This window comes from Streptomyces sp. NPDC033221, assembly GCF_055577005.1.
The window spans coordinates 308,226-327,695 of the sequence record NZ_JBVIQN010000005.1 but is presented as its reverse complement, the minus strand read 5'-3'; the positions used below and the strand labels follow the sequence as shown (position 1 = coordinate 327,695).

The following is a 19,470-nucleotide window of genomic DNA, read 5'->3' as shown; positions in this document are numbered from 1 at the left end:
ACTTGGCGGAGCAGGTGTCCCGTGCTCGATAACTTGTGACGGATCACTCCGTCACGTCACTTTGTGACGGATCGATCCGTCTGTCAAACTGGGACCGTGCCCAGCGCGCGGCCAAACGGCCACCGCGCGCCGTGCCGACTCGATACGACGCATGACAAGCAGAAGGAGCGCGCCATGGCTCGCAAGACAGCGGAGGAGAACCGGCGCCACGTCCTGGCCGTGGCGAGCCGCCTGTACTACCAGCGCGGCATCCGCGCTGTCGGTATGGATCTAGTGGTCAAAGAGAGCGGGGTCGGCAACGCCACTGTCTATCGGCAGTTCCCCACCAAAGATGCTCTTGCCAGCGCCTTCACACAGGAACGCGCCGACGCCTGGTTCGCGCGCATGCGCCAGGTCACCAACCAGGTCGACGACCCGCGCGAGAAGCTCCTCGCGATCTTCACGGCCGTCATCGAGGAGACCGGAATGCCCACCTTCCGCGGCTGCCCCATGCTCAACACCCATACCGAGTTCCCCGACCCGCAGCACCCCGCAAACCGTGTGGCGGTCACCCACGAGCAGCGGGTCCGCCACTGGATGCGTGACTTGGCGGCCGACGCCTGCGCTCCCGACCCCGAGCAGCTCGCCGACGATCTACTCCTCGTCCTCAATGGTGTCTACGTCACCGCCACCGTCCTCGGCCCCCAGGGTCCCGCCCAGCGCACCAGTGAGCTCGCCCGTCGCCTCATCTGGACTGCCTGCGACGAACCTGGCCGCCCCTGAATCCGGCCCATGCCTGACCGGCCGGGCGTCAGGAGGGGGTGTCGGGATCGATGCCCTGGTGGCGTGCCAGGGTGAACAGGACGCGCACCATGCCATCCAGGCGCTGGGCTGTTCGCCCGGGGCGCCGCCGGCGTCGGCCAGGGAGTCGATGTCGGAGAACGCGGTGCGCTGCTGCCGAGCCGGCCCTGGGGTCGCGGCCGCCATGACCCAGCAGCGCGACGAGATCGCCATGCCGCCCTCCGCCATCGGCTACACAATCGAGCAGCCCGACGGCGTCGACATCAGCGAGATCGTCGTTCGGCCCACCGTGCAAGCCTGACAACGCCGCGGGAGCCGCTCGCCCCCACGTCCGTGCCTGTCGGCAAACGATCGAATGACGCCAGGATCACGTCCTGGCCCACCTGCGCTCCGCCGGCCTCGGGGCCCTGGCGGGCCTCGGCTTCCGCGGCCTGGACAGCGACGTACGCGATCCCGTGATCGTCACCGGCTTCCACGCAAGCCGCACCCACAAGCTCAGCCCCGGCCGGAAGACCGCCAACCGAGTCATCGCCGTCGGCCGCGCACCGGTCGAACACGGATTCGCCCACCTCAAGAACTGGCGGATCCTCACCAAGCTCCGCACCGACCCCGCCCGCGCCACCCACCTCCTGCGCGCCCTGCTCGTTCTGACAAACCTCGAAGTCAACCGCTGACAAACGATCTACTCCGCAGACAGTCGCCCACGACCAGCACGAGCATCCCGAGAGCCGGTCACACCAGCCCTTTGACCTGCGACTTCAAGTTGGCGGAGTCTCACTGTGCCCTGGGCGGTCGGGAGGGCGTCGGCACTGTGGTGCCCGTTGGCGTTCGAGACTGTTGCGGGCGCTGGGGGCAGGCGATTTGGGAGCACGCGTCGATGAGCCGACGGCTGTTCTCGATCACCGCTCGGGCCGTGCGCTACCGTTCACCGGCGACCCCGGGTGCTGGTCAGGCGCTGCGGCAGGGTCTTCCCGTGTCCCTGACTGTCGAGTTCGCCGAAACGGCGCGGCACTGCCTGTCCGCGCTCCCGAGAACCCGCCGGCGGTGAAGGGCGCATCGTGATGATGGGGCACCTTGACGGCTCGCTGGCAGTGGCCCTCGTGCCGGTCGCGGGTGGTGTGCGGTGTGCGTCCGGTGGCGTCAGGCCGTGCTGTGGTGCGAGGGGTCGCTGGGCTGCGCGGTGCGCTCCGCCTCATCCTGGACGAGCAGGGCCAGCAGGGAGGCCACGGTCAGGCCCATCCCAGCTTCGGTCGGGTGGCGCAGCACCTTGCCGGGGACGATCTCGTAGGCGTTGGAGCGCCCCGAGCGGGTGTGGGAGAGGTAACCGTCCTGCTCCAGGTCCGCGATGATCTTCTGGACGGCGCGCTCGGTCAACCGGCACCGCGCCGCGATGTCGCGGATGCGGGCATGGGGATCATCGGCGATGGCGGCCAGCACCCGGGCATGGCTGGTCACGAAGGTCCATGCGGTATGCGGCTCGGGCACTCCATCCATCTGCCCAGCCTACCGTTCTACCGTCCACGCGCCCCGATGTACGCAATAAGTTTCGTGCATTTGTTGACGGGTATGTGCGCGGTGGGCAAACCTGGCAGTGGTGGCGGCGAGCCGATGACGGAAGTGAGCGGCCATGTCACAAGCTCCGCATTTGCCTTACGAGGTCGGTGCAGAGGACGACGGACCCGACGTGACCGTCGCGTCCGGCCCGGACCACTGCCCCGCCCATGCGGTGCGCGTCTTATGCGCCGGCGAGCGCACGGACGTGGCGCTGCGCGGAGAACTCGACCTGGCTTCCTGCCCGTCCGTCGAGCGCGAACTGCACGACGCCCTGCGGCGGACAGCCCGCCATCTCGAACTTCATCTCGATGCGGTGCCGTTCTGCGACTTCGCCGGTCTCAACATGCTGCTGCGCCTGCGCCTGCGCGCCCTGGTGCACAACAAGACCGTCACCATCGCCTCCAGCAGCCCCGCCGTCGAACGGCTGCTGGAAGTGAGTGACGCCCGCAAACTGTTCACCGCCCCGGCCTGCGAACTCCGGCAGGCCACCGGCCCCACCACCCACACGCCGGACACCTCGTACCTCCGAGCTGCCGAGGACTTGTCCACAGAGGTCACACACCTGCGCCGGGCCATGCAGACCCGCCCGGCCATCGACCTGGCCCGCGGCATCCTGATGGCCACCTTCAGCCTCACCCCCGAAGCCGCCTGGGCCGCCCTGGTCACCACCTCCCAGAACACAAACACCAAACTGCACCGCCTGGCCGAGGACCTGATCAACAGCGTCCACGGCCCCCTCCTGTCGGACAGTGTCCGCGGCCACCTGGGCGCCGCCGTAGCCAAAGCCAAGCAAACCCCACCAGAGCCGGACGCCGAGCCTGCCCCGACGAACAGAGTGCCGCCGCAGTGGCGCACTGCCGGGTCAGGCGACGGGCCATAGGGGGACGAGGGCCCATGGGCGCCTGTACGCGGCTCAGAATCCGGAACGACCGGCCCGCCTGACACCTACCGAATACGCTACCTTCACTGACGTAGCGTGCTGGGTATCTATCCATCCGAGCTGCTGGCTGCTCTCGGACCCAGGCTCCGCCCCGGCCCCGGGGCGGAGCCTTACGTCTTCGTGCGAAATATCCGGCCTTTCGCCGCCTGTGTCGGTTTCTTCATGGAGACTGATTCCATGAGTCGCAGGAGAGCGTGCAACCGTCGAGTAAGGCCCTTGGTGTATTGCTGGTTAGTTCGTTCAAACGGTGAGCTGACCGTTTCCTTCGAGCCAGGGAAGGGTGGGCGGAGGAACCTGGTCTTTCCGCTTGATCACGCGCTGTTGAGGCGCATTCCGCGTTCAGTGCAGCCCAGGCAGAAGATCCGTCTTCGCGTACACGGGCGTCAGGTGTTCTTCGGCGATGGCGAAGGGCAGCTGGTCATTGCGAGAGTTCCCGCTGATGTGACCTGGCTCGCCCGATGGGCAGAGGTGCACTCTCATGCGCAGGCTTTGGCGACCGAGAAGCAGCGTCTACGCCTTAGCGCCATATACGGTAGTCCCAGCACAGCGAGCAACTACAGTGAACGTTTTCCTACACAGAGTGTTCGCGCTCTTTCCGGTGGTCTACCGACGCTGGGGCGTCGCAGCCGTTAGAGCTGCGGGCCCATCCGTGCCCGAGGTGGGCACCTTCCTGCTGCAATCAGATTGGCCGTTACCTCATGTGACCGTTGGCTCTTTCTGAAGCGGCACGGCCTCCCTGCCATCGTCTGAGGTGAACTGGGCGCGCTGAATCTCGTACATGGCCCGGAACCTGCCGTCCGGGGCGGTGGCCGGGTCCATGAGTTCGGTGAACGTGCCGGACTCGGCGACCCGGCCGTCTTCGAGGAGGTAGATGAGGTCGGCGGAGCGTACGGAGTGCAGGCGGTGGGTGATGAGGATGACGGTCTGCCCGCCGGCGGCCAGGTCCCGGATGTTGGCGAACGCCCGCTGCTCGGCCTTGGCGTCGAGGGCGGCGGTCGGCTCGTCCACCACGAGGACCTGGCCGTCGCGGAAGTGGGCGCGGGCGATCCCGAGTTTCTGCCACTGCCCGCCGGAGAGGCTGTGGCCGTCTTGGTAGCCGCGAGCCAGCAGGGTGCCCCAGCCGCGCGGCAGGTCCTCGATCAGGTCCTCGGCGTCCGCGTGCCGCACCCCGGCCGTGAGCCGTTCTTCGGTCGGGTCCGCGTCGGTGCGGCCGATCGCGACGTTCATGCGGGCGGTCAGCGGCCAGTGGTAGAAGTCCTGGGAGACGTTGGCGATGCGGGAGAACCAGGCTTGCCGGTCGATCTCGCTCGTGGGTACGCCGCCGACCAGGACCTGGCCCTCATCGGGAAGGTAGAGGCCGGCGAGGAGCTTGGCGGCGGTGGTCTTGCCGGAGCCGTTCTCCCCGACCAGCGCCACCGTCGCACCGGCCGGGATATGCAGGTCCACGCTGTCGAGCGCGGGCTTGTTGTCCTTGCCCGGGTAGGTGAAGGACACCTTCTCGAAGCGGACCCCGTCGACGTGCTCGGGTACGGGGCGGCCGGTGGTGGGGATGGCGCGCCGGTCGGCCTCGTTCTGGATGTGTTCCAGGTCGCCGACGAACAAGCTCTCTTCGTTGAGGTAGTTGATCTGGCGGACGAGGCTGGTCAGGGAGTTGGTGGCGGTGCGGATGGCGATGATGGCGGTGCCGCCCACCGCGAGCGGCATGGCGCCCGTCCACAGCAGCAGGCTGAGCACGCTGAATGTCGCCGCGTACGCGACGCCGGTCAGGGCCGACGCGAGGATCCCCGTGCGGGCGGCGAGGCGGGCGAGGCGCCCTTGCTCCTCTTCGGCGGTCTCGGACATGCGGCGGAAGTGGTGCAGCAGAAAGGCGGCGATGCCGTGCAGCCGGATCTCGGCCGCGGCATGGGTGGAGGTCAGCAGTTCCGAGATCAGGCGTCCGGCGCGGGCGTGCTGCGTCCACACCTTGAAGGACATGTAGCGGCGCCGGGCGATGACGAGGCTGGCCCAGGCGCTGGGCAGCGTCATCATCACGATCATCGGCAACAGCGCCGGGTGCAGCACGGTCAGCACGCCGATGGAGGCGAGCAGCGACATCAGGGCGTTGATCACCGAGGTGCTGTACTGGATCATGCGGCGGGCCGAGGAGGCGCCGAATCGGGCGGACTCCGCACGCCGGTGGTAGTCGGGGTCTTCGAATGCGGCCATCTCCACCTTGGCGGAGGCGGTCAGGTAGATCTCGGTGGCCACGCGTTCCACCGCGGGCTCCAGCCGTCCGGTGCCGGCGGTGGACACCGCGCGCAGCCCGGCGCCGATGACGCTGCACACCGCGACCCCCACCAGCGCGGGCAACGCGGCGCTGAGCCGCTGTGTCGTCGACCCGCCGGCCAGGAGCGCGGCAAGGACATGGTTGATCGCGATCATGCTCGCGGCCTGCACCGCACCGCGCCCCACCTCGGCGCCGACGACCTGACGCAGGGCCCGGGCGTTGGCTTGGCGGGCCAGGCGGGCGGTCAGGGCCAGAAGGTGGGGCAGGCGTACGACCATGCTGCGCAGATTCAGGTCGAGGAAGGCTTCCTCGTGCCGCAGCCAGGCCAGATCCAGGCGCAGCCGCCCCCCAAACAGCAGCCGCTCGGACTCGGTAACGTCGTCCTCGACGCCCTTGTTGCCGGAACGCTGCGCTGTTGTGCGGAGCGGAAACCACCTCATGCAGGCCCCTTCGGTCGGGAGGCGGCGAGGGCGGAGGTGTCGGCGGCGGTGGTGGCCCGGCGCATGGTGAACACGGAGGCTCCAGCCCGGGTCACCCGTGCGGTTCCTCGTCGGTGGGTGCGGCCAGCGGGCGGTGCGGTTCCAGGAGGATGAGGCACACCTGTGCCAACGCGCGGGCGCGGGTGCGTGCCGTCGCCGGGTTGTCGGGCAGTTTCAGCAGCCTGGTGGCGTCCCGGGCGGCGCCCTGGATCAGGGGCGTCCGTTCTGTCAGGTCCGGCGGGATGAGCAGTCCGAGATGGCCGCGCAGCGCCCGCGTCAGTTCCAGCAGCCCCGGGGCCGTCGTCCGGTGCAGTCCGAAGGCGCGGGCGCAAGTCGCCTCTATGGTGGCGACGTCGATCGGCAACGAGTCGGCGGTCTCGGCCGGGACCTCGGGGGCGGGCGACGCTGCGACCTCGTTCATGCCCAGGACGCTACGGCGCAGCGGGAAGGGGGCTCTAGGAAGTTCCACAAAGTTCCATGGCTTCACCCGGACGTGTCGAGAGCCGCCCTGACCCGTGCTTCGGCATCGGCTCCGTAGAGCGCCAGTTCCGACAGGCCAATGAACGCGCGTCCATAGGTGGCGACTTCGCTGGGAGCGGTGATGGTGACCCTGGCCGTAAGCAGTTCCACGTGCACCCGGTCGTCATCGAAGATCATGAAAGTTTCCAGCGGCCAGATCCGCCGGGCCCGGTCGCCGAACGGCACTACGCCAAGGCACACGTTGGGCAGGGTCATCACCTCCAGCAGGTAGCCGAGCTGGTCGGCCATCGCCGCAGGGTTGCCGACACCGCAGCGCAGCACGGCTTCCTCGACCAGCAGCATGAACCGCCGGCCGCTGTCGTGCAGGACGCGCGACCGGGCGGTTCGCGCGGCGACCGCCGCGGGAACGTCGTCGGGTGTGCCTTGGAACGCGGTGATGGCCGCGAGCAGATCGGACGCGTAGCCGGGCGTCTGGACGAGGCCGGGAATGACGGTGGAGCAGTACACCCGAAACAGGCGGGTTCTCTCGTACAGCGGCAGAGACGCTTCGTGGACCTGCCGCAGCCCGCAGCGGTGCAGGCGCCGCCACTGCACGTACAGCGTCTCGGCGTGACGGGCGGCCGCCAGCAGGTCTTCCGTCTCCTCAACAGCGTTGCAGGCCCGGCACCAGGCCCGGATATCGGCGTCGGAGGGCAGGGTGCGGGCGTTTTCGATGCGGGAGGACTTCGACTTGTACCAGCCGCACCGCTGGGCCAGCTCCTGGCTACTCAGCCCGGCCGCCCGGCGCAGGTCGCGCAGTCGGGCAGCCAGTGCCTCGCGGGCCTGCTGCGCGCTGGAGGACGGTGAGGTGGGCACCAGTAGGGGTGAGCCGACGGGTTAGATGGCGTACGCGTCGTGCGGAACGGCCCTGCGCCACACGGCCTCGAAGGCGTCCTGGCACAGCTTGGCGACCTGTGGGTTGTCGGTCACTTCCGGCCCGGCTGAACCGCCGTCGCCGGTGAAGTGGTTGAACCTCACCACCGCTCCGTCGAACAGCCAGAAGTCGTTGCCCGGCAACGCGAGGTCCGATGCCCGGCGCCGCGGCAGCCACCGCACCTGCTCTCCTGCCTCGACATTCAACCCAGTTCCTTCATACTCGAACCGGATGTAGGCGGTCACCGGCTCGGACACGATCCGCGCCCGCCGCATCACCACCCGCCGACCCACCGCACGGCGCACCAGGTCGAACCAGGCGCGCCGCGTCTCACGGTCGGCACTGACGGTCCAAGTGCCCCTGAGCCAAGCCTGATACGGGACTTCTTCGGAGTCGACGCCGTAGGCGTCGCGCATCTCCAGGTGCACCGCCGAGTGCTGGGCGGCCTCCAGCATCTCAGTGAAGCCCGGCACGCTGGTCTGCGGCATCGCACGCCTCCCTGACGATCGCGGTCATCCGTGCCGGAATCCGTACCACGGCCTCGTGCTCGGGAATCGCTCCCGTTTCCCTGCACTCGTCGGTCGTCTCCTGATCGGCCCTCCAGCCTTGCAGTACCAAGTCGCCGTTGTTCTCGTCGACCCACACAGTCGGGCTCTGGTCGGAGCCGGTGTTGGGGTCCTTGGCGATGAACCGTAATGCCATTCGGCCTCCTACGTCAGAAGGAGCACCCGGGCGGCGGGAAGCGGACATGAGCGCGCCGCTGGGATAAGAGGGCCTGCGCGAGGCCGGGCTCACCGTAGCGCGCAAGTCGGTCCTGCTGCGCGCCGTATCGCGTGAACATCGATGCCAGGGCGGAAGCGGCACCGAACAGCGACGTGGCCGAGGCGTCGTCGTGCCGCATCGGACCGGGCGTGAACCGCATCAAACGGTAGTTGTCAGGCCCATGTATTAACGTGCGCACTGTACGAAAAGTGCATGACATAGACAGACAAACAGGGTGAAGTAATGCGCAAGGGCATCGCGCGACGCATAGGCGTCTCGCTGGCAACGGCGACCGTACTGGCGGGCATAACGAGCTGCCAGGGCCACGGGAACAAGGCCGACGGCGACCCGGACGCCCAGCGCACTCCAGCACAGGCGCTAACCGCGGCGTACAAGAAGACCGCGGGAGTGAAGTCCGCGAAGGTCACGATGACCATGTCCGTGCCCAAGGGGATGCCGGACAGCGGCGAGACGAAGATGACCGGCACCATGGCCTGGAACCCCACGGCGCTGGACATGACCATGAGCGACGGCGCGGCCAAGACAAAGTCCGGGGACGACAATCCCAAGCGCATGATCTGGGTCGACGGCGTCGCCTACATGGACATGGGCGACTTCGACGGCAAGAAGTGGGGCAAGCTCGACCTGAAGGCCGCCGCCAAGGAAGCCGGCGACGAGGAGATGACCAAGGCCGTGACCGCCGGCCTCGACGACGCCGAACAGGACCCGGCCCAGCAGCTCGCGATGTTCCTCGGCTCGCCGAACGTCCAGCACCTCGGCTCCGGTCAGGTCGACGGCGTACGCGCCGAGCACTACAAGGGATCGCTGACGGTCGAGGAAGGGCTCAAGGGCGCCAAGACGGTCGACGCGCTGAAGCCCGCAGACCGCGAAAAGCTGCTGGCGAACGTCAAGAAGAGCGGCATCAAGGGCTACGACTACGACGTGTGGGTCAACAGCGACGACCTGCCGGTGCGGATGACCGTGGACGTCAAGACCCCGATGGGCACCATCAGCACCTCCGCGTCCTACTCCGACTACGGCACCACGACGGCCATCAAGGCACCCCCGGCCGTCGACACCACCGACCTGCTCAAGATCCTCAAGGAAGCGGCCGACCGAAACCACAGCAGCAGCACCTGACCGGTGGATCGCCGGCATGTCGGCAGGCAGGTGGGCCCGGCACGAAGCCGGGCCCGAGGCCTGACTGACAGTTCAGGGGTGTTGCTTTCGACGGTTTTCCCGAGCTGGTCCGCCGGAGGGACGGGACGGCGAGGGCCGGGGAGGGGGCGGGGGACGCCTCGGCGACGCGGGACGTCGGGTCGGCTTGCCTACCGCGCTGCCGCCGCGGCGCGCGGGCCCAGTGTTACTTGAGCATACGGGCCGCCTCCACCCGCTGGAGGTGGATGACGACGTCGTGCGACTGCGCGAGCCGGATCTGCGGGGCGTCCGCGATCCCGGGGTAAGTGGCGCCGATGTTCTTGACGGTGCGCGGCGCGGTGAGCCAGGCGCGGGCCGCCGCCGGGGTGTTGCGCAGGTCCACTACGAAGTCGCGGTGCCGTACCTGGTCGAGGGTGTGCTCGACGGTCCCGGGCGCGGCCGGGCCGACGGTGAAGCGGTGGACGCCGCCGTCCTGGCCGGAGGCGTTGAACGAGCCCCGGTCGAAGGTGAGGCCGACACTCAGGTAGCCGCCGCCCAGCTGCTCACGGAGGAATTCGCCCTGGACCTTCGGATAGCTGCCGGGGACGTAGGTCCGGAGGGCGACGTGGCTGTTGTGGGCGGCGAGCACGATCTTGTCGCCGGTCCGCTGCTGCCACCAGGCGACGTTCTCCGCCATGATCCGGTCGCGGTGGAGCATGGCGTCGGTGATGCCCTGTGGGCTGTCCAGGTCGAAGACGAACAGCGTGGTCATCTGGTGGATCGCGGTGGCGTGCTGAACGGCCCAGGCGTGCGCGTCGGCGTCGGCGCCGGTCCGCTGCTTGAGCAGGTCCACCGCCCGGCCGGTCCGCTCGGCGAGCTTCTTCCGTTCGGCCATCGGCTTTGACAGGTAGTCGTTGACGTACGTCTCGGCGTCGGTGGCGGGCCGCAGGCCCCGGTACAGCTCGGTGAGCCGCGGGGCGAGTTCGGGGCGGGCCGCGGCCGCGTAGGCGCTCACCTTGTCGTAAAGCTCGGCACCGGCGAACCCGCCGTCGTCGCCGACGAAACGGACCGGGTCCTTCGGATGCTTGACGTTGTACGCGCGCATCCACTGGAGCAGATCGCGGTACTCGGCGTTGTTCCACCACCGGTAGGTGCCCTGGAACTCCTCGTCCATGATCTGTTTCAGGTCGCCCTCGCCGCGCAGGAGGTAAGCGTCCAGCCGCAGTCCGGTGCTCCACGGGGCTTCGAGGGCGAAGGCCCGGAAGTCCTTCTCCTCGACCAGGTACCGCAGGACCCGGTGCTTGACGGTGAAGAACTCGTGCGAGCTGTGGGTGGCCTCGCCCAGGCCCACCATCCGGGCGTCGCCGACCATCCGGCCGAACGGACGCAGGTCGGCCAGGCCGCCGCGGGGCTCGGTGGTGCGCAGCGGGTGGGCCACCCGGCCGAGGGCCGCCTCGGGGGAGTGGAACGCGCCGGCCGCGGCCTCCTCCGGGCCAGCGGGCGCCGTGGCGTCGGCCGATGCGGCGGGCGGGGTGGCCGCGGAGGCGGCCGGGGTGACGGCCAGGATGGCACCGAGCGGGACGAGCAGGGCGGCGAGCAGGGCCTTGTGCGAGTTCATGGGCCCAACTCTCGCCGCGCGGGGCACCCCGAACCATCCACTGAGCCCCCCGATCGGCCCGGGGGCTAGCTACACCCGTCGAGGGGCTGGGGACTGGTCCCTGGTCCTGGCCGTGAACGTGGGCCAAGTGGGGCGCCTTACCTAGTTCAGGGGGCATTGGCGACCGGTAACCCCTCCGCCGAGGTGTCACTCGCCGCCAAGACCGATGCACTCGCGGAGCTGTTCGGGCCGCTCCTGGACGAGTACGTCCACGTCGCCGGAATCATCATCTCGAACGGTGCCCGCCGACGCCTGCCGCTCCCGCCGGACGAGGACGCACCCCGCCCAGCCGCGCAGGGCTTTCGACGGGGCCTGCCCCTCGACCGGGTCCGCGAGACGATCGTGATCCCTCGGAGGATCCTCCTGCCTGAACAGACGAACCTGATCGCCAAAATGTGTGATGACGAAGCTGCTGTACTCGACTGGGTTTTGGGGAGGCTCGGTGTTCCCAGGGGCGTGACGTCGCTGCTGGCCGGCTCCTCGGCGCCGCCCCGGATTTCCCCGCTGTGGACGCCGTGAGCCGACAAGAGCGGTTGCGCGACTTGGTGCTGGCGCCCCTTGTAACGCCGCCACCGTGGGACCGAAACAGGGCTCAGGTAGAGCACGACGCCTCCCACAGCATGCGGGGAATGCCTCCTGTGCCCTGGTCGACGCGTGGGCGGGATGGGCAGTGCCAGCCGGGGCGGGCTGGGCGGCGGGCAATGACGCGCCACCCGGCGCCCCGCAGGCTCGTGCCGGACTCGCCTTCTTGGGTATAGGTGATCAGTCGGCTATATCCCAGCGCGGATGCGGCCCTCCACACGGCGGCGTACAGCATCGAGCCGGCGTTGCGCGTGCCGTCGCTGGCCAAGCGGGTCACTTCGAGGGTGGTGCCGTTGTCGAGGTAACGAGCAACGGGTCTGCCGACGATCGCGACGGCCCGCAGGACGCCCGCCTCGTCAGCGGCGCCGACTGAGAAGACGTGGCCCTGGGGTGGTTGATGGTGGCGGTGCCACATCCGCACGAACCCGCTGGCGTCCCGGAAGCGGACTGGCGCCAGATGCAGCCTTGGGCTGGCCTGTTCCTGGCTCATCGACTGGCCCCGTTGTGCGTTGCTCGGCGCGCTCGGGCCGACCAGGCGTGCAGCGGGCGGCTGGGCGTGGGCTGGCCGGGAGCGTGGCCGGTCACCGGCGGCGGCGCGGGCACAACTGGATGGTGCTCAGTACGTCGTGGTCGGTGGCCGCGGGGTCGTCAGGGGCGGGGGTGTCGGTGAGCTGGGTGATGGTGCGTTCGAGGGCGGCGACGTTGGCGGAGGTGTCGATAGTGGCGACGCCGTTGACGGTGACCTTCAACGGTTCGGCCAGCAGCGCGGCGCGGCGCTCGTGCAGCACTTCGAGGACGACGGCGCGAGCGGAGCGCAGACGCTCGTAGCGGGCGGTGAGGTCGGTGGTGTCGGTGTTGGGGCCGAGCTGGGCAAGAAGCCAGCGCAGGACAGCAGCGGGCACGAAAGGCGTTCCTGAGAGAAGTGGGGGCGGGGAGCAGCGGCGGCTGCTCCCCGCCGAGGCGGTCAGTCCTGTGCGGCCTTGGCCTTGCGGCCCGGTTTGGCCGGGGCGTCCGGCGGGCGGTTCCAGCACGCTGGGTGGGTGATTTGCTCGGCGAGCCCCGGGTCGGTGACCTCGGTACCGGCGGTCAGCACCAGGGGTTCGCGGGTTACCGGGTCCAGGACGTGCACTGTGGCGGCCAACGCGTTCGGGGCGGGGGCGGTCACAGGACGGTCGCGGTGATGTGGCAGTCCGGCGAGTAAAGGACCGGCATGGCCATGGCGGCGCCCTTGGTCCAGATCTGCACCGGGTCGTCCTGCACGTCGCGGGTGATGACGATGCCCGGCGCGTCCTCCCGCTCGATCTGCGGGTTGGTGCCGCGCGAGAGGGCCAGGGACTCGGTGGTGGTGCCGTACTGGGTCTGGCCCCACTTCGCGCGCTCCGGCGGCAGCATGATCCACCGGTCTTCCGGCAGCACCCGCTTGGAGACGTCGTTCTGCCACACCTGGGCCTTGTAGAAGGTCACCGGCGGCAGGCCGTATGTGCCGCGTACCGAGTTGACTTGCTGCGGGTTCAGCGTCGCGGTCGGGGTCTGACCGCCGGCCGGGGTGCCGTAGTAGGCCGCCCGGTAGGCGCCGTTGGAGGCCAGGTGCGCGTACGCCTTGCGGGAGGTGAGCACCATCTCCGGGGCCGGGGCGCCGATCGAGTCGAGGTAGTCGATCCACCGCAGCTCGTCGGCGATCGGGTCCGCGTCCGGCGACGACCACGGCTTGGGCGCGGTGGGCATGTTGGCCTGTGGCACCCCGTAGTCGGCCTCCACCGTCAGGCCGTTCTCGCCGGTCAGGGTGAAGCGGCCATCGAGCAGGACGTCGGCGGCGGCCAGCTCCAGGCGGGAGCGGATCGCTTCGACGTGCCGCTCGACGTCGTCGTAGAGCAGGTCCACGAGCCGGTCTTCGTCCGCGCCGCGGGAGGCGTCGAGCAGGAGCTGTTCCATCTCGCCGACCAGGAGCTTCTGTCCCAGGGCCGGGAGGGTGCCTTCGGTCTGCGTGGTCTGGGCCTGGCGCTTGGCGAACGGCACGCTCGCGTCGTACGCGCGGTAGGACGCGGCGTTGACGCGCCGCTTGGACTGTCGTACCCGCCACTTCACGTCGTGCACCTGCGTCTCCGGGAAGACGCTGCTGGTGAGCAGGAAATCGTCCGGAGAGGGGATCGCGCGGGCGTAGACGGTCAGGTCGGCGACGCTGACGTTCTTGAGCAGGTCGACGATGCTCACGCGTCCACCGCCCCGAGGAAGCGGATCTGCGCACCGTGCGGCGACGCGGTGATCTTCGCCGGGTCGAGGCCGCCGGGGATCTTGTCGGTGTGGACGGTGCCGTGCCAGAACAGGGCGGCCGGGACCTTGCTGGTGCCGGGGGTGAACGGCGCCTCGGCGTAGACCAGGCCGGCGAACACTGCGCGGCCGTCGTCGGCCGTCGGGTCGTAGGCGCCGTACAGGCCGGAGTCGGTGATCTGGCCCACCGGGACGCCGGAGCGTACGAAGCCGTGTGGCTGGCCGGCCGCGGGCTCTACGTAGTGGGTACCGCGGGTCAGGTGGGACAGGTCGAGGGTGATGGTCTCGGTGGCGTCGGTGCCGTGCCGGGAAGCGAGCCAGTCCCGGTCACCGGTCACCGTCACGGAGGTGGTGTACGGCTGAATCAACGCCGCTGCTCCTGGTGGTGCTGGAAGCGGTCACACACTCACCGGCGGGTGGCGTCGTCCACGGGAAAGGAAGGCGGGGCGTGGTCCCCGCGGTTCACGGAATCAGGCGGGCGGCAGCAGGCCGCGGCGTCGTGCCATCTCGGCCCCGGCGGCTCCGGGCTTGCTGGCCGCGTTGCCGGGGCGCGGCGGCGGTACCGATGCCGGGGCGCCGCCCGGTGCGGCAGGAGGAAGCGCGGTGCCGGTGGGTGACACGGTGAACAGCTCCGGTCGGCGCGTCTTCAGGTCATGTACGGCCTGCTGGACGGTAGCGTCGTCCGCGTCGTCGTCCACGCGCAGCAGCACCGCCGCATCCTCCAGGTCCTGGCCTGTCGCCCCGACACCAGCCAGTACCGCCCGCCGGGCCGCGTCGCGCTCGCGGACCAGGGCCGCGGCCTCGCGGGCGATCGCCGCCTTCTCCCGCGCGACGAGTTCCTGCTCGCGGCGCTGTGATTCGGAAAGCTGCTCCTGCTCGGCCTGTCGCTGTCCGCTGACGTAGTCCGCCAGTTCGGTGGCGTTGGCGAAGCCGAGCTTGTCGGCCAGTGCCCGTACGGCGGCTCGTCCGCCCTGGTCCTTCTCGCGCGCCAGGAGGGTGTTGAGCTGCTTTTGGCTGATGCTGACGGCGGCTTCGTCGTTCGACGCGTCGTCGGAGGAGGCGCCCATGACCGGGTAGATGGGCCGGCCGTCCTTGCGGTAGCCGAGCACGGTGCACGAAGCGGGCAGGCTGCGGGTCATCAAAGAGTGCTACTCCCACGACGGCCCCGCGCCGTCAGCGAGTCTACGGAAGCCAAGAGCACGCCCTTATCCGCACCCACTCTGAAGGACGTGAATAAGCAGGCCGATATCGTCGGGGCCGAGTACAGGGGGGCAAGTGGCTTCAGAACGTCCCAAGCGCCGCAAGCAGCGGCTGATAGCCGCAGTGGGAATGGTGGCACTAGTAGGCGCTGCCACCGGGGGCTGGGCGCTGCTTACTTCGGGGGACGAGTGGGACCACTCGCTCACGTTTTCCGAAAGCACCACTGCTCGCCTGGATGGCCCGAGCCGCGTCGAGATTACCTACACATCGGTGGATCACTCGACATCGAACATTCCGAACTACGGCGACCGCACCTACACTCCGCACGTTGCGCTCACCGCGTTCAACGACTCCGACGATACCCAGGATTACACCGTTACCTTCCGCGTGCAGCGGGCAGGCAAGGAAGTCAAGCCGGAAAGCAGCAGCGTCACGATCCGGGCTGTTCAACCGGACTCTAGGGGGCTGGGTCGCTACGAGATCTCAAAGAAGGAATGGGATCCGGACCTCACCGACGATGCGACCGACCAAACGGGTGCGGAGTCCGAGACCTACATCGACAGCTCCACTGGGAAGGACTTCACCTTCGAGATCGTCCCGGTGAAGGCGGAGAAGCACTACGCGGTTTCTAGTCGCCCATGAACCACAAGTAGCTGCCTGGTGTCGCCGCACAGGTTTCGAGGAGCCTCATCAAGTCCTGCAGAGCCGCCTTCTGCGACGCATCGGCGCACCGTTCGATCAAGGCGGCGGTCTCCGCCAGCGCGGCTTGTGCTTCTTGCTCGTTGAACAGTGTGTCACCGTAGGGATCCACCCAGGCCAGCTTGCCCGGGCCGGACCTGTCGAAAGGGTCCAGGGCCTCTGCCAGGGCTTCGCCGTGTGCGTAGGAGCCCTGCAGCAGGGTGGCTTCGGACGTTTTGCCGCGGGCGGGCCGCCCGGAGTGGAGTTCCAGTTCGATACCCATTTTCGCTTCGCTTCAGGCGCGGTTCAGGTGCTGGTCGAACAGGGCGCGCAACCGGTCAACGTCACCGGGACCGGGTACCCCGCGCTTGGGCAAGAGCGTCAGGCACGAGGCGTTCTTGTCGCCGCTGAACAGAACGAATACGCGTGGCGTCTCGGTATACCGAGCCATGGCCTGCCAGGTGAGGGAGCTGGTCTGCTGCTGGTTGGTGATGGTGATGCCGCTGTCGTCGACCACCGTGTGGCACGCGCCCGCAGCGTCCGTCAGTCGGTAGAATTGACGGGCCTGCATTCGCGGCACGAACAGCAGCACCAGCAGCACGGCCGTCGGCGTGACCAGAAGCGGCACATCGACCGTCCCCTTCGTCAACCAGGATGTAACCGCGAAGGCGAGCAGCAGCACAGCGATCACGAGCATCAGCCAGCGCATCCGGCGCCCGGCCGGTGCGGCCCGCATCCGGGCTCTCAGCGCCTCGCGGAAGTCCTCGATCGTTGCCCGGTACGACATCTCGACCTGCGTCCCGGCCTGCTGTTCCGCGCTCACGCGCCCCCCTGCATAACGAATAATCCGGACGAAAGTGTACCGGCCGGTCTCAGGCGGGCGCTTCGCAGGGCGCCGGGTCAGGCAGCGTCCTGCTGTTCCGCGGAAGCCTCCTTCGGAGGTTCTGCGCTTGCTCGCCTCGGGCGGGGTACGGACTCAACCGAGCGGCGGGCCGAGATGCGCTCGACTTCTTCCCGCGCGTCTTCAATGGGGTAGCCCGCGTCCTGAAGCATCCGGATGCCGGTCTCCAGCGACAGCACGCTGGCTCCCACACCCTTGACCACCTCGTCCAGGATCGCGGTGCGGTCGGTAGGCGTGTGCGGGCCGAACACCAGCCGCGCAGGAAGACACTCGCCTTGCGACCAGTCGTGGGCGTGACCGGCCTGGTGAATGCGCTGGACCATCTTCAGCAGCAAGCTGTACTTGTGGGCCCGTGCCAGGCGCATCGCGTCGACGAGGGAGTCCAGCGGACCGAGGGACAGCTGGAGGGCGTATCCGCTGGGGACGTCGGACGGATCGACGGTGCCCAAGCTGACAGCGGGGATGCGGGCGTTGACGGCGGCCCGGTCGCGGACCTCTTCGACACGGGCCCGGAGCTCGGCGAGCTGGTTGGAGGTGTCCAGCACGTCCATGCGCCCGCCGTCGGCGAGCTGGAAGACGGTCCCCGGCGCCACGGCCAGTGGCTTCGGGCGGCCGGTGAGCCGGTTCACCTCGGCGTGCGATCCGGCCAGGCCGATGATCGGCGCACCGGTGGTCGCCGAGGCGCGGGCGGAGTCGGTATCGGTCTCCGCCAGCTCATCGAGGACCTGCATCACCTTGGCCAGGGCGGACTGCCCGAAGTGCTCCCCGTCGGCGACGGTATTGGTGATGTGCACCAGCGGCAGGAAATCGATCCGCAGATCCAGCCGGTCAAGGACCGCGCCGTCGCAGCGGGTACGAAAGACGGCCTTGTCCAACGGCAGGTCATCGAGCTGCTGCCCGTGCCGCAGGGAGTCGAGGCCCCATTCGGCGTCGGTGAGGTAGCAGGTCTGCGCGGACGGCCGGTCCGGCGCCCACGGATAGGCACGATGGATCACGCCAGTGGCCTCGTCGTAGACCTCGTCTGCGGCCAGCACCGGGCTCCCTGTGCTGGCCGTTTCCGGTGCCGGCTGGCCGGCCGCGGCGGGTCCGGTGTGGGCTGGTTTGATGGGGCCGAGTTCGTAGGTGATGCGCCGCACCTTCGCCTTGATGCCGCGGCGCGGATCCTCAGGAATCTCCCAGGCCAGATGGACACGGGAGGGGTAATCACCGGGGTCGGCGTCGTCTTCGAGCACCGGAAAGTACAGGCCCGGATCGTAGGTCTTCAGCCGCACCCGGCCCTTGGCCGGATCCCACGCCAGCAGATACACCCCGTCACCCAGCAGCACGGCCTTGCGTTCGCACGCCTGCATCCGCAGGGCCAGCAGCTCGGTCTCGGCCCACTTGCGCAGCCGCTCCTGCGCCTGCGCGGCGGCCACCGCCTGCGGGGTGGCCTGCTCATCCTTGGCGTGCTCGGCACCGGGCACCACGATCTGCTGCGTCTTCCCCAGCAGGTGGGCCAGCGTCGTGTCCACCAGCGCCGCCGGGTCACCGAACTCCCGCCGCTCCGAGGCTTCCTCATTGCCGGCGACGACAGCGAGCTCCCCGGCCTGGTTGGAGTCGTAGGCGGCCAGGACCTTATACGCGGCCAGACGCCGCACCGCTTCGTCCGGGAGCCACGTCGACTGGATCTGCGGCGCCAGCGCCCGGTGCGGTCGGCCGTCGTGCGAGGCGGCCATGACCGGCTTGTAGTTCAGCCACGACCAGGCATCGATGAGGAAACGGGGCAGACCCACCAGCAACATCCACAGCGTCAGCCCCGCGCCATTGATCAGCGTAGGTGACCCGACGGAAGGCACCGGGCTGAGGCAGAAGTGATCAAGAAGGGGCCCAGAGCGGCCTGTACCGCCCTTTCAGTGAACGGAAGTATCCAGGTCTGTCGCAGCCCGGTATCCGGGCCCAGGCGGCCGCTCACGGCTGCCGCCCGCCGCGGCGGTCCGGATGCAGTGCCGCTGTGCGCTGGGGCGCGGAGGATGAGCCTGGTGGAACCTGCCACACTCATACAAGTGAGCATTGTGGATATTGTGGCGAATTTCGCCCAGACCGAGCGTATCGGGCCGGTGCGCTGCGGTACCCAGTTGGGCGAAGTGGTCGAAGCCATGGGGCCGGCGTGGGATACGGGATCCTCGGTTGGCGAGGATGGCCTTCCGTATCTGTACGCGTACGGCGGACTGGAGATCGGCACCTGCCACTCCACCTGCCAGGAAATCCGCCTCGTCTGCCTCCAGACAGGCGCACCGACCGTGGAACTGCCCGCCCTGGACCAGGCCCCTGCGCAGACCCTGCCCGGAAATCCCACCTACAGCCAGGTCCTTTCCGCGCTGGAAGCAACTGGCTGCCAGTGGGAAAACTACGCACCGCTGACCTTCGACGACCAGTGCACGATCCGGGTCATCTCCTCGGGCGTGCTGCTCGGCTTCGAGGTCCCCGACGCAGGAGAACCCACGTTGTTCATCGCGTCGGCCTCAGACCAGGACCACGAGTGCGGACGCGCCGACAACCCAGCAACAGCGCAGTAAACACGGACTGTCGCAGTAGCGGTGCAGCCCCCGCCCGTGCAGTCAGCCACGGCTGCGCGGGCCACACTGACGATCAAGCGGCTCCTCATGGCGCCTGTGCCCCTGCCGCGCGCTACTACGGGGATAGGGGGTTCTTCTGTAGTTATTGGCTATAGGTACTTACTAGAACCCCCAGACCACCGGGCTCCGGTTAACCGAACCCCGGTGAACCGACCCCCGGAAACCCGTTTTCGGTCCCGCCCGACGGCCCGAGGACGAGCCGGGTTCCGTCCAGCCCTGGACCCGCTGATGCGACAATCCCGTCATCCGTTACATCAG

24 protein-coding genes are annotated in these 19,470 nt (G+C 68.8%); 8 read left to right on the top strand and 16 right to left on the bottom strand.

Going from position 1 to position 19,470, the window contains the following annotated elements; translation table 11 throughout:
- Positions 1-174 precede the first annotated feature (174 nt).
- The 3 genes from ACZ53K_RS09175 (at position 175) to ACZ53K_RS09165 (ending at position 1,454) form a co-directional block, all read left to right on the top strand.
- The gene (locus ACZ53K_RS09175; RefSeq protein WP_468833237.1) at positions 175-762 is read left to right on the top strand and encodes a TetR/AcrR family transcriptional regulator; all 588 of its coding nucleotides are present in this window, start codon (positions 175-177) and stop codon (positions 760-762) included.
- A gap of 148 nt (positions 763-910) precedes the next feature.
- Positions 911-1,081, top strand: coding sequence for a hypothetical protein (locus tag ACZ53K_RS09170; RefSeq protein WP_468833235.1), 171 nt, complete (start codon positions 911-913; stop codon positions 1,079-1,081).
- 154 nt (positions 1,082-1,235) lie between these two features.
- The gene (locus ACZ53K_RS09165) at positions 1,236-1,454 is read left to right on the top strand and encodes a transposase family protein (RefSeq protein WP_468833232.1); all 219 of its coding nucleotides are present in this window, start codon (positions 1,236-1,238) and stop codon (positions 1,452-1,454) included.
- Between the two features lie 466 nt (positions 1,455-1,920).
- Here ACZ53K_RS09165 and ACZ53K_RS09160 read toward each other — a convergent pair whose 3' ends face one another.
- Positions 1,921-2,274 (bottom strand): MarR family transcriptional regulator, encoded by a 354-nt coding sequence (locus ACZ53K_RS09160; protein ID WP_468833230.1) that lies wholly within the window; start codon positions 2,272-2,274, stop codon positions 1,921-1,923.
- 190 nt (positions 2,275-2,464) lie between these two features.
- On the opposite strand from ACZ53K_RS09160, the gene ACZ53K_RS09155 reads away from it, so the two are divergent.
- Entirely contained in the window at positions 2,465-3,214 is a 750-nt protein-coding gene (locus ACZ53K_RS09155; protein ID WP_468833228.1) for an ANTAR domain-containing protein, read from the top strand.
- 756 nt (positions 3,215-3,970) lie between these two features.
- Here ACZ53K_RS09155 and ACZ53K_RS09150 read toward each other — a convergent pair.
- The 5 genes from ACZ53K_RS09150 to ACZ53K_RS09130 form a co-directional block, all read right to left on the bottom strand.
- Positions 3,971-5,980 (bottom strand): ABC transporter ATP-binding protein, encoded by a 2,010-nt coding sequence (locus ACZ53K_RS09150; protein WP_468833225.1) that lies wholly within the window; start codon positions 5,978-5,980, stop codon positions 3,971-3,973.
- A 91-nt stretch (positions 5,981-6,071) separates the two neighbouring features.
- Positions 6,072-6,440 carry a DUF6415 family natural product biosynthesis protein gene (locus ACZ53K_RS09145; RefSeq protein ID WP_468833223.1) on the bottom strand — a complete coding sequence of 123 codons (369 nt, stop codon included), beginning with the start codon at positions 6,438-6,440 and terminating at the stop codon, positions 6,072-6,074.
- Positions 6,441-6,502: 62 nt separating this feature from the next.
- Complete coding sequence (locus ACZ53K_RS09140; RefSeq protein ID WP_468833221.1) at positions 6,503-7,354, bottom strand: helix-turn-helix domain-containing protein; 852 nt, start codon at positions 7,352-7,354, stop codon at positions 6,503-6,505.
- Positions 7,355-7,375: 21 nt separating this feature from the next.
- Positions 7,376-7,900: a DUF6879 family protein gene (locus ACZ53K_RS09135; protein ID WP_468833219.1), complete on the bottom strand. Its 525-nt coding sequence runs from the start codon at positions 7,898-7,900 to the stop codon at positions 7,376-7,378.
- Positions 7,869-8,114, bottom strand: coding sequence for a hypothetical protein (locus ACZ53K_RS09130; RefSeq protein WP_468833216.1), 246 nt, complete (start codon positions 8,112-8,114; stop codon positions 7,869-7,871). The genes ACZ53K_RS09135 and ACZ53K_RS09130 overlap by 32 nt, the downstream gene beginning before the upstream one ends.
- Before the next feature lie 303 nt (positions 8,115-8,417).
- On the opposite strand from ACZ53K_RS09130, the gene ACZ53K_RS09125 reads away from it, so the two are divergent.
- Positions 8,418-9,314 carry an SCO4651 family lipoprotein gene (locus ACZ53K_RS09125; RefSeq protein ID WP_468833214.1) on the top strand — a complete coding sequence of 299 codons (897 nt, stop codon included), beginning with the start codon at positions 8,418-8,420 and terminating at the stop codon, positions 9,312-9,314.
- A gap of 223 nt (positions 9,315-9,537) precedes the next feature.
- Here the strand turns inward: ACZ53K_RS09125 and ACZ53K_RS09120 are convergent, their stop codons facing one another.
- Positions 9,538-10,929 (bottom strand): erythromycin esterase family protein, encoded by a 1,392-nt coding sequence (locus ACZ53K_RS09120; RefSeq protein ID WP_468833212.1) that lies wholly within the window; start codon positions 10,927-10,929, stop codon positions 9,538-9,540.
- Between the two features lie 183 nt (positions 10,930-11,112).
- Between ACZ53K_RS09120 and ACZ53K_RS09115 the strand changes: the two genes are divergently transcribed.
- On the top strand, positions 11,113-11,487 hold the full coding sequence (locus ACZ53K_RS09115) for a hypothetical protein (RefSeq protein WP_468833209.1): 375 nt from the start codon (positions 11,113-11,115) through the stop codon (positions 11,485-11,487).
- Positions 11,488-11,560: 73 nt separating this feature from the next.
- Here ACZ53K_RS09115 and ACZ53K_RS09110 read toward each other — a convergent pair whose 3' ends face one another.
- From ACZ53K_RS09110 to ACZ53K_RS09085, 6 genes are all read right to left on the bottom strand, one after another.
- Positions 11,561-12,040, bottom strand: coding sequence for an XF1762 family protein (locus ACZ53K_RS09110; RefSeq protein WP_468833207.1), 480 nt, complete (start codon positions 12,038-12,040; stop codon positions 11,561-11,563).
- A 91-nt stretch (positions 12,041-12,131) separates the two neighbouring features.
- Complete coding sequence (locus tag ACZ53K_RS09105) at positions 12,132-12,452, bottom strand: hypothetical protein (RefSeq protein ID WP_468833205.1); 321 nt, start codon at positions 12,450-12,452, stop codon at positions 12,132-12,134.
- Positions 12,453-12,514: 62 nt separating this feature from the next.
- Positions 12,515-12,715, bottom strand: coding sequence for a hypothetical protein (locus ACZ53K_RS09100; RefSeq protein ID WP_468833203.1), 201 nt, complete (start codon positions 12,713-12,715; stop codon positions 12,515-12,517).
- Entirely contained in the window at positions 12,712-13,761 is a 1,050-nt protein-coding gene (locus tag ACZ53K_RS09095) for a major capsid protein (RefSeq protein WP_468833200.1), read from the bottom strand. Before ACZ53K_RS09095 ends, ACZ53K_RS09100 begins: the two co-directional genes overlap by 4 nt.
- Complete coding sequence (locus ACZ53K_RS09090; protein WP_468833198.1) at positions 13,758-14,186, bottom strand: head decoration protein; 429 nt, start codon at positions 14,184-14,186, stop codon at positions 13,758-13,760. The genes ACZ53K_RS09095 and ACZ53K_RS09090 overlap by 4 nt, the downstream gene beginning before the upstream one ends.
- Positions 14,187-14,288: 102 nt before the next feature.
- Entirely contained in the window at positions 14,289-14,957 is a 669-nt protein-coding gene (locus ACZ53K_RS09085) for a hypothetical protein (RefSeq protein WP_468833195.1), read from the bottom strand.
- Positions 14,958-15,093: 136 nt separating this feature from the next.
- On the opposite strand from ACZ53K_RS09085, the gene ACZ53K_RS09080 reads away from it, so the two are divergent.
- Positions 15,094-15,660, top strand: a complete 567-nt coding sequence (locus ACZ53K_RS09080; RefSeq protein WP_468833193.1) for a hypothetical protein — start codon at positions 15,094-15,096, stop codon at positions 15,658-15,660.
- On the opposite strand, the gene ACZ53K_RS09075 is transcribed toward ACZ53K_RS09080, so the two are convergent.
- The 3 genes from ACZ53K_RS09075 to ACZ53K_RS09065 form a co-directional block, all read right to left on the bottom strand.
- Positions 15,647-15,979 carry a hypothetical protein gene (locus ACZ53K_RS09075; RefSeq protein WP_468833191.1) on the bottom strand — a complete coding sequence of 111 codons (333 nt, stop codon included), beginning with the start codon at positions 15,977-15,979 and terminating at the stop codon, positions 15,647-15,649. The two genes, ACZ53K_RS09080 and ACZ53K_RS09075, sit on opposite strands and share 14 nt — an antisense overlap.
- A gap of 12 nt (positions 15,980-15,991) precedes the next feature.
- On the bottom strand, positions 15,992-16,519 hold the full coding sequence (locus ACZ53K_RS09070; RefSeq protein WP_468833188.1) for a YcxB family protein: 528 nt from the start codon (positions 16,517-16,519) through the stop codon (positions 15,992-15,994).
- 77 nt (positions 16,520-16,596) lie between these two features.
- A complete protein-coding gene (locus ACZ53K_RS09065; RefSeq protein ID WP_468833186.1) occupies positions 16,597-18,369 on the bottom strand; it encodes a hypothetical protein in 1,773 nt (590 codons plus the stop codon).
- Positions 18,370-18,639: 270 nt separating this feature from the next.
- Between ACZ53K_RS09065 and ACZ53K_RS09060 the strand changes: the two genes are divergently transcribed.
- Positions 18,640-19,152 (top strand): hypothetical protein, encoded by a 513-nt coding sequence (locus tag ACZ53K_RS09060; RefSeq protein WP_468833184.1) that lies wholly within the window; start codon positions 18,640-18,642, stop codon positions 19,150-19,152.
- Positions 19,153-19,470 lie beyond the last annotated feature (318 nt).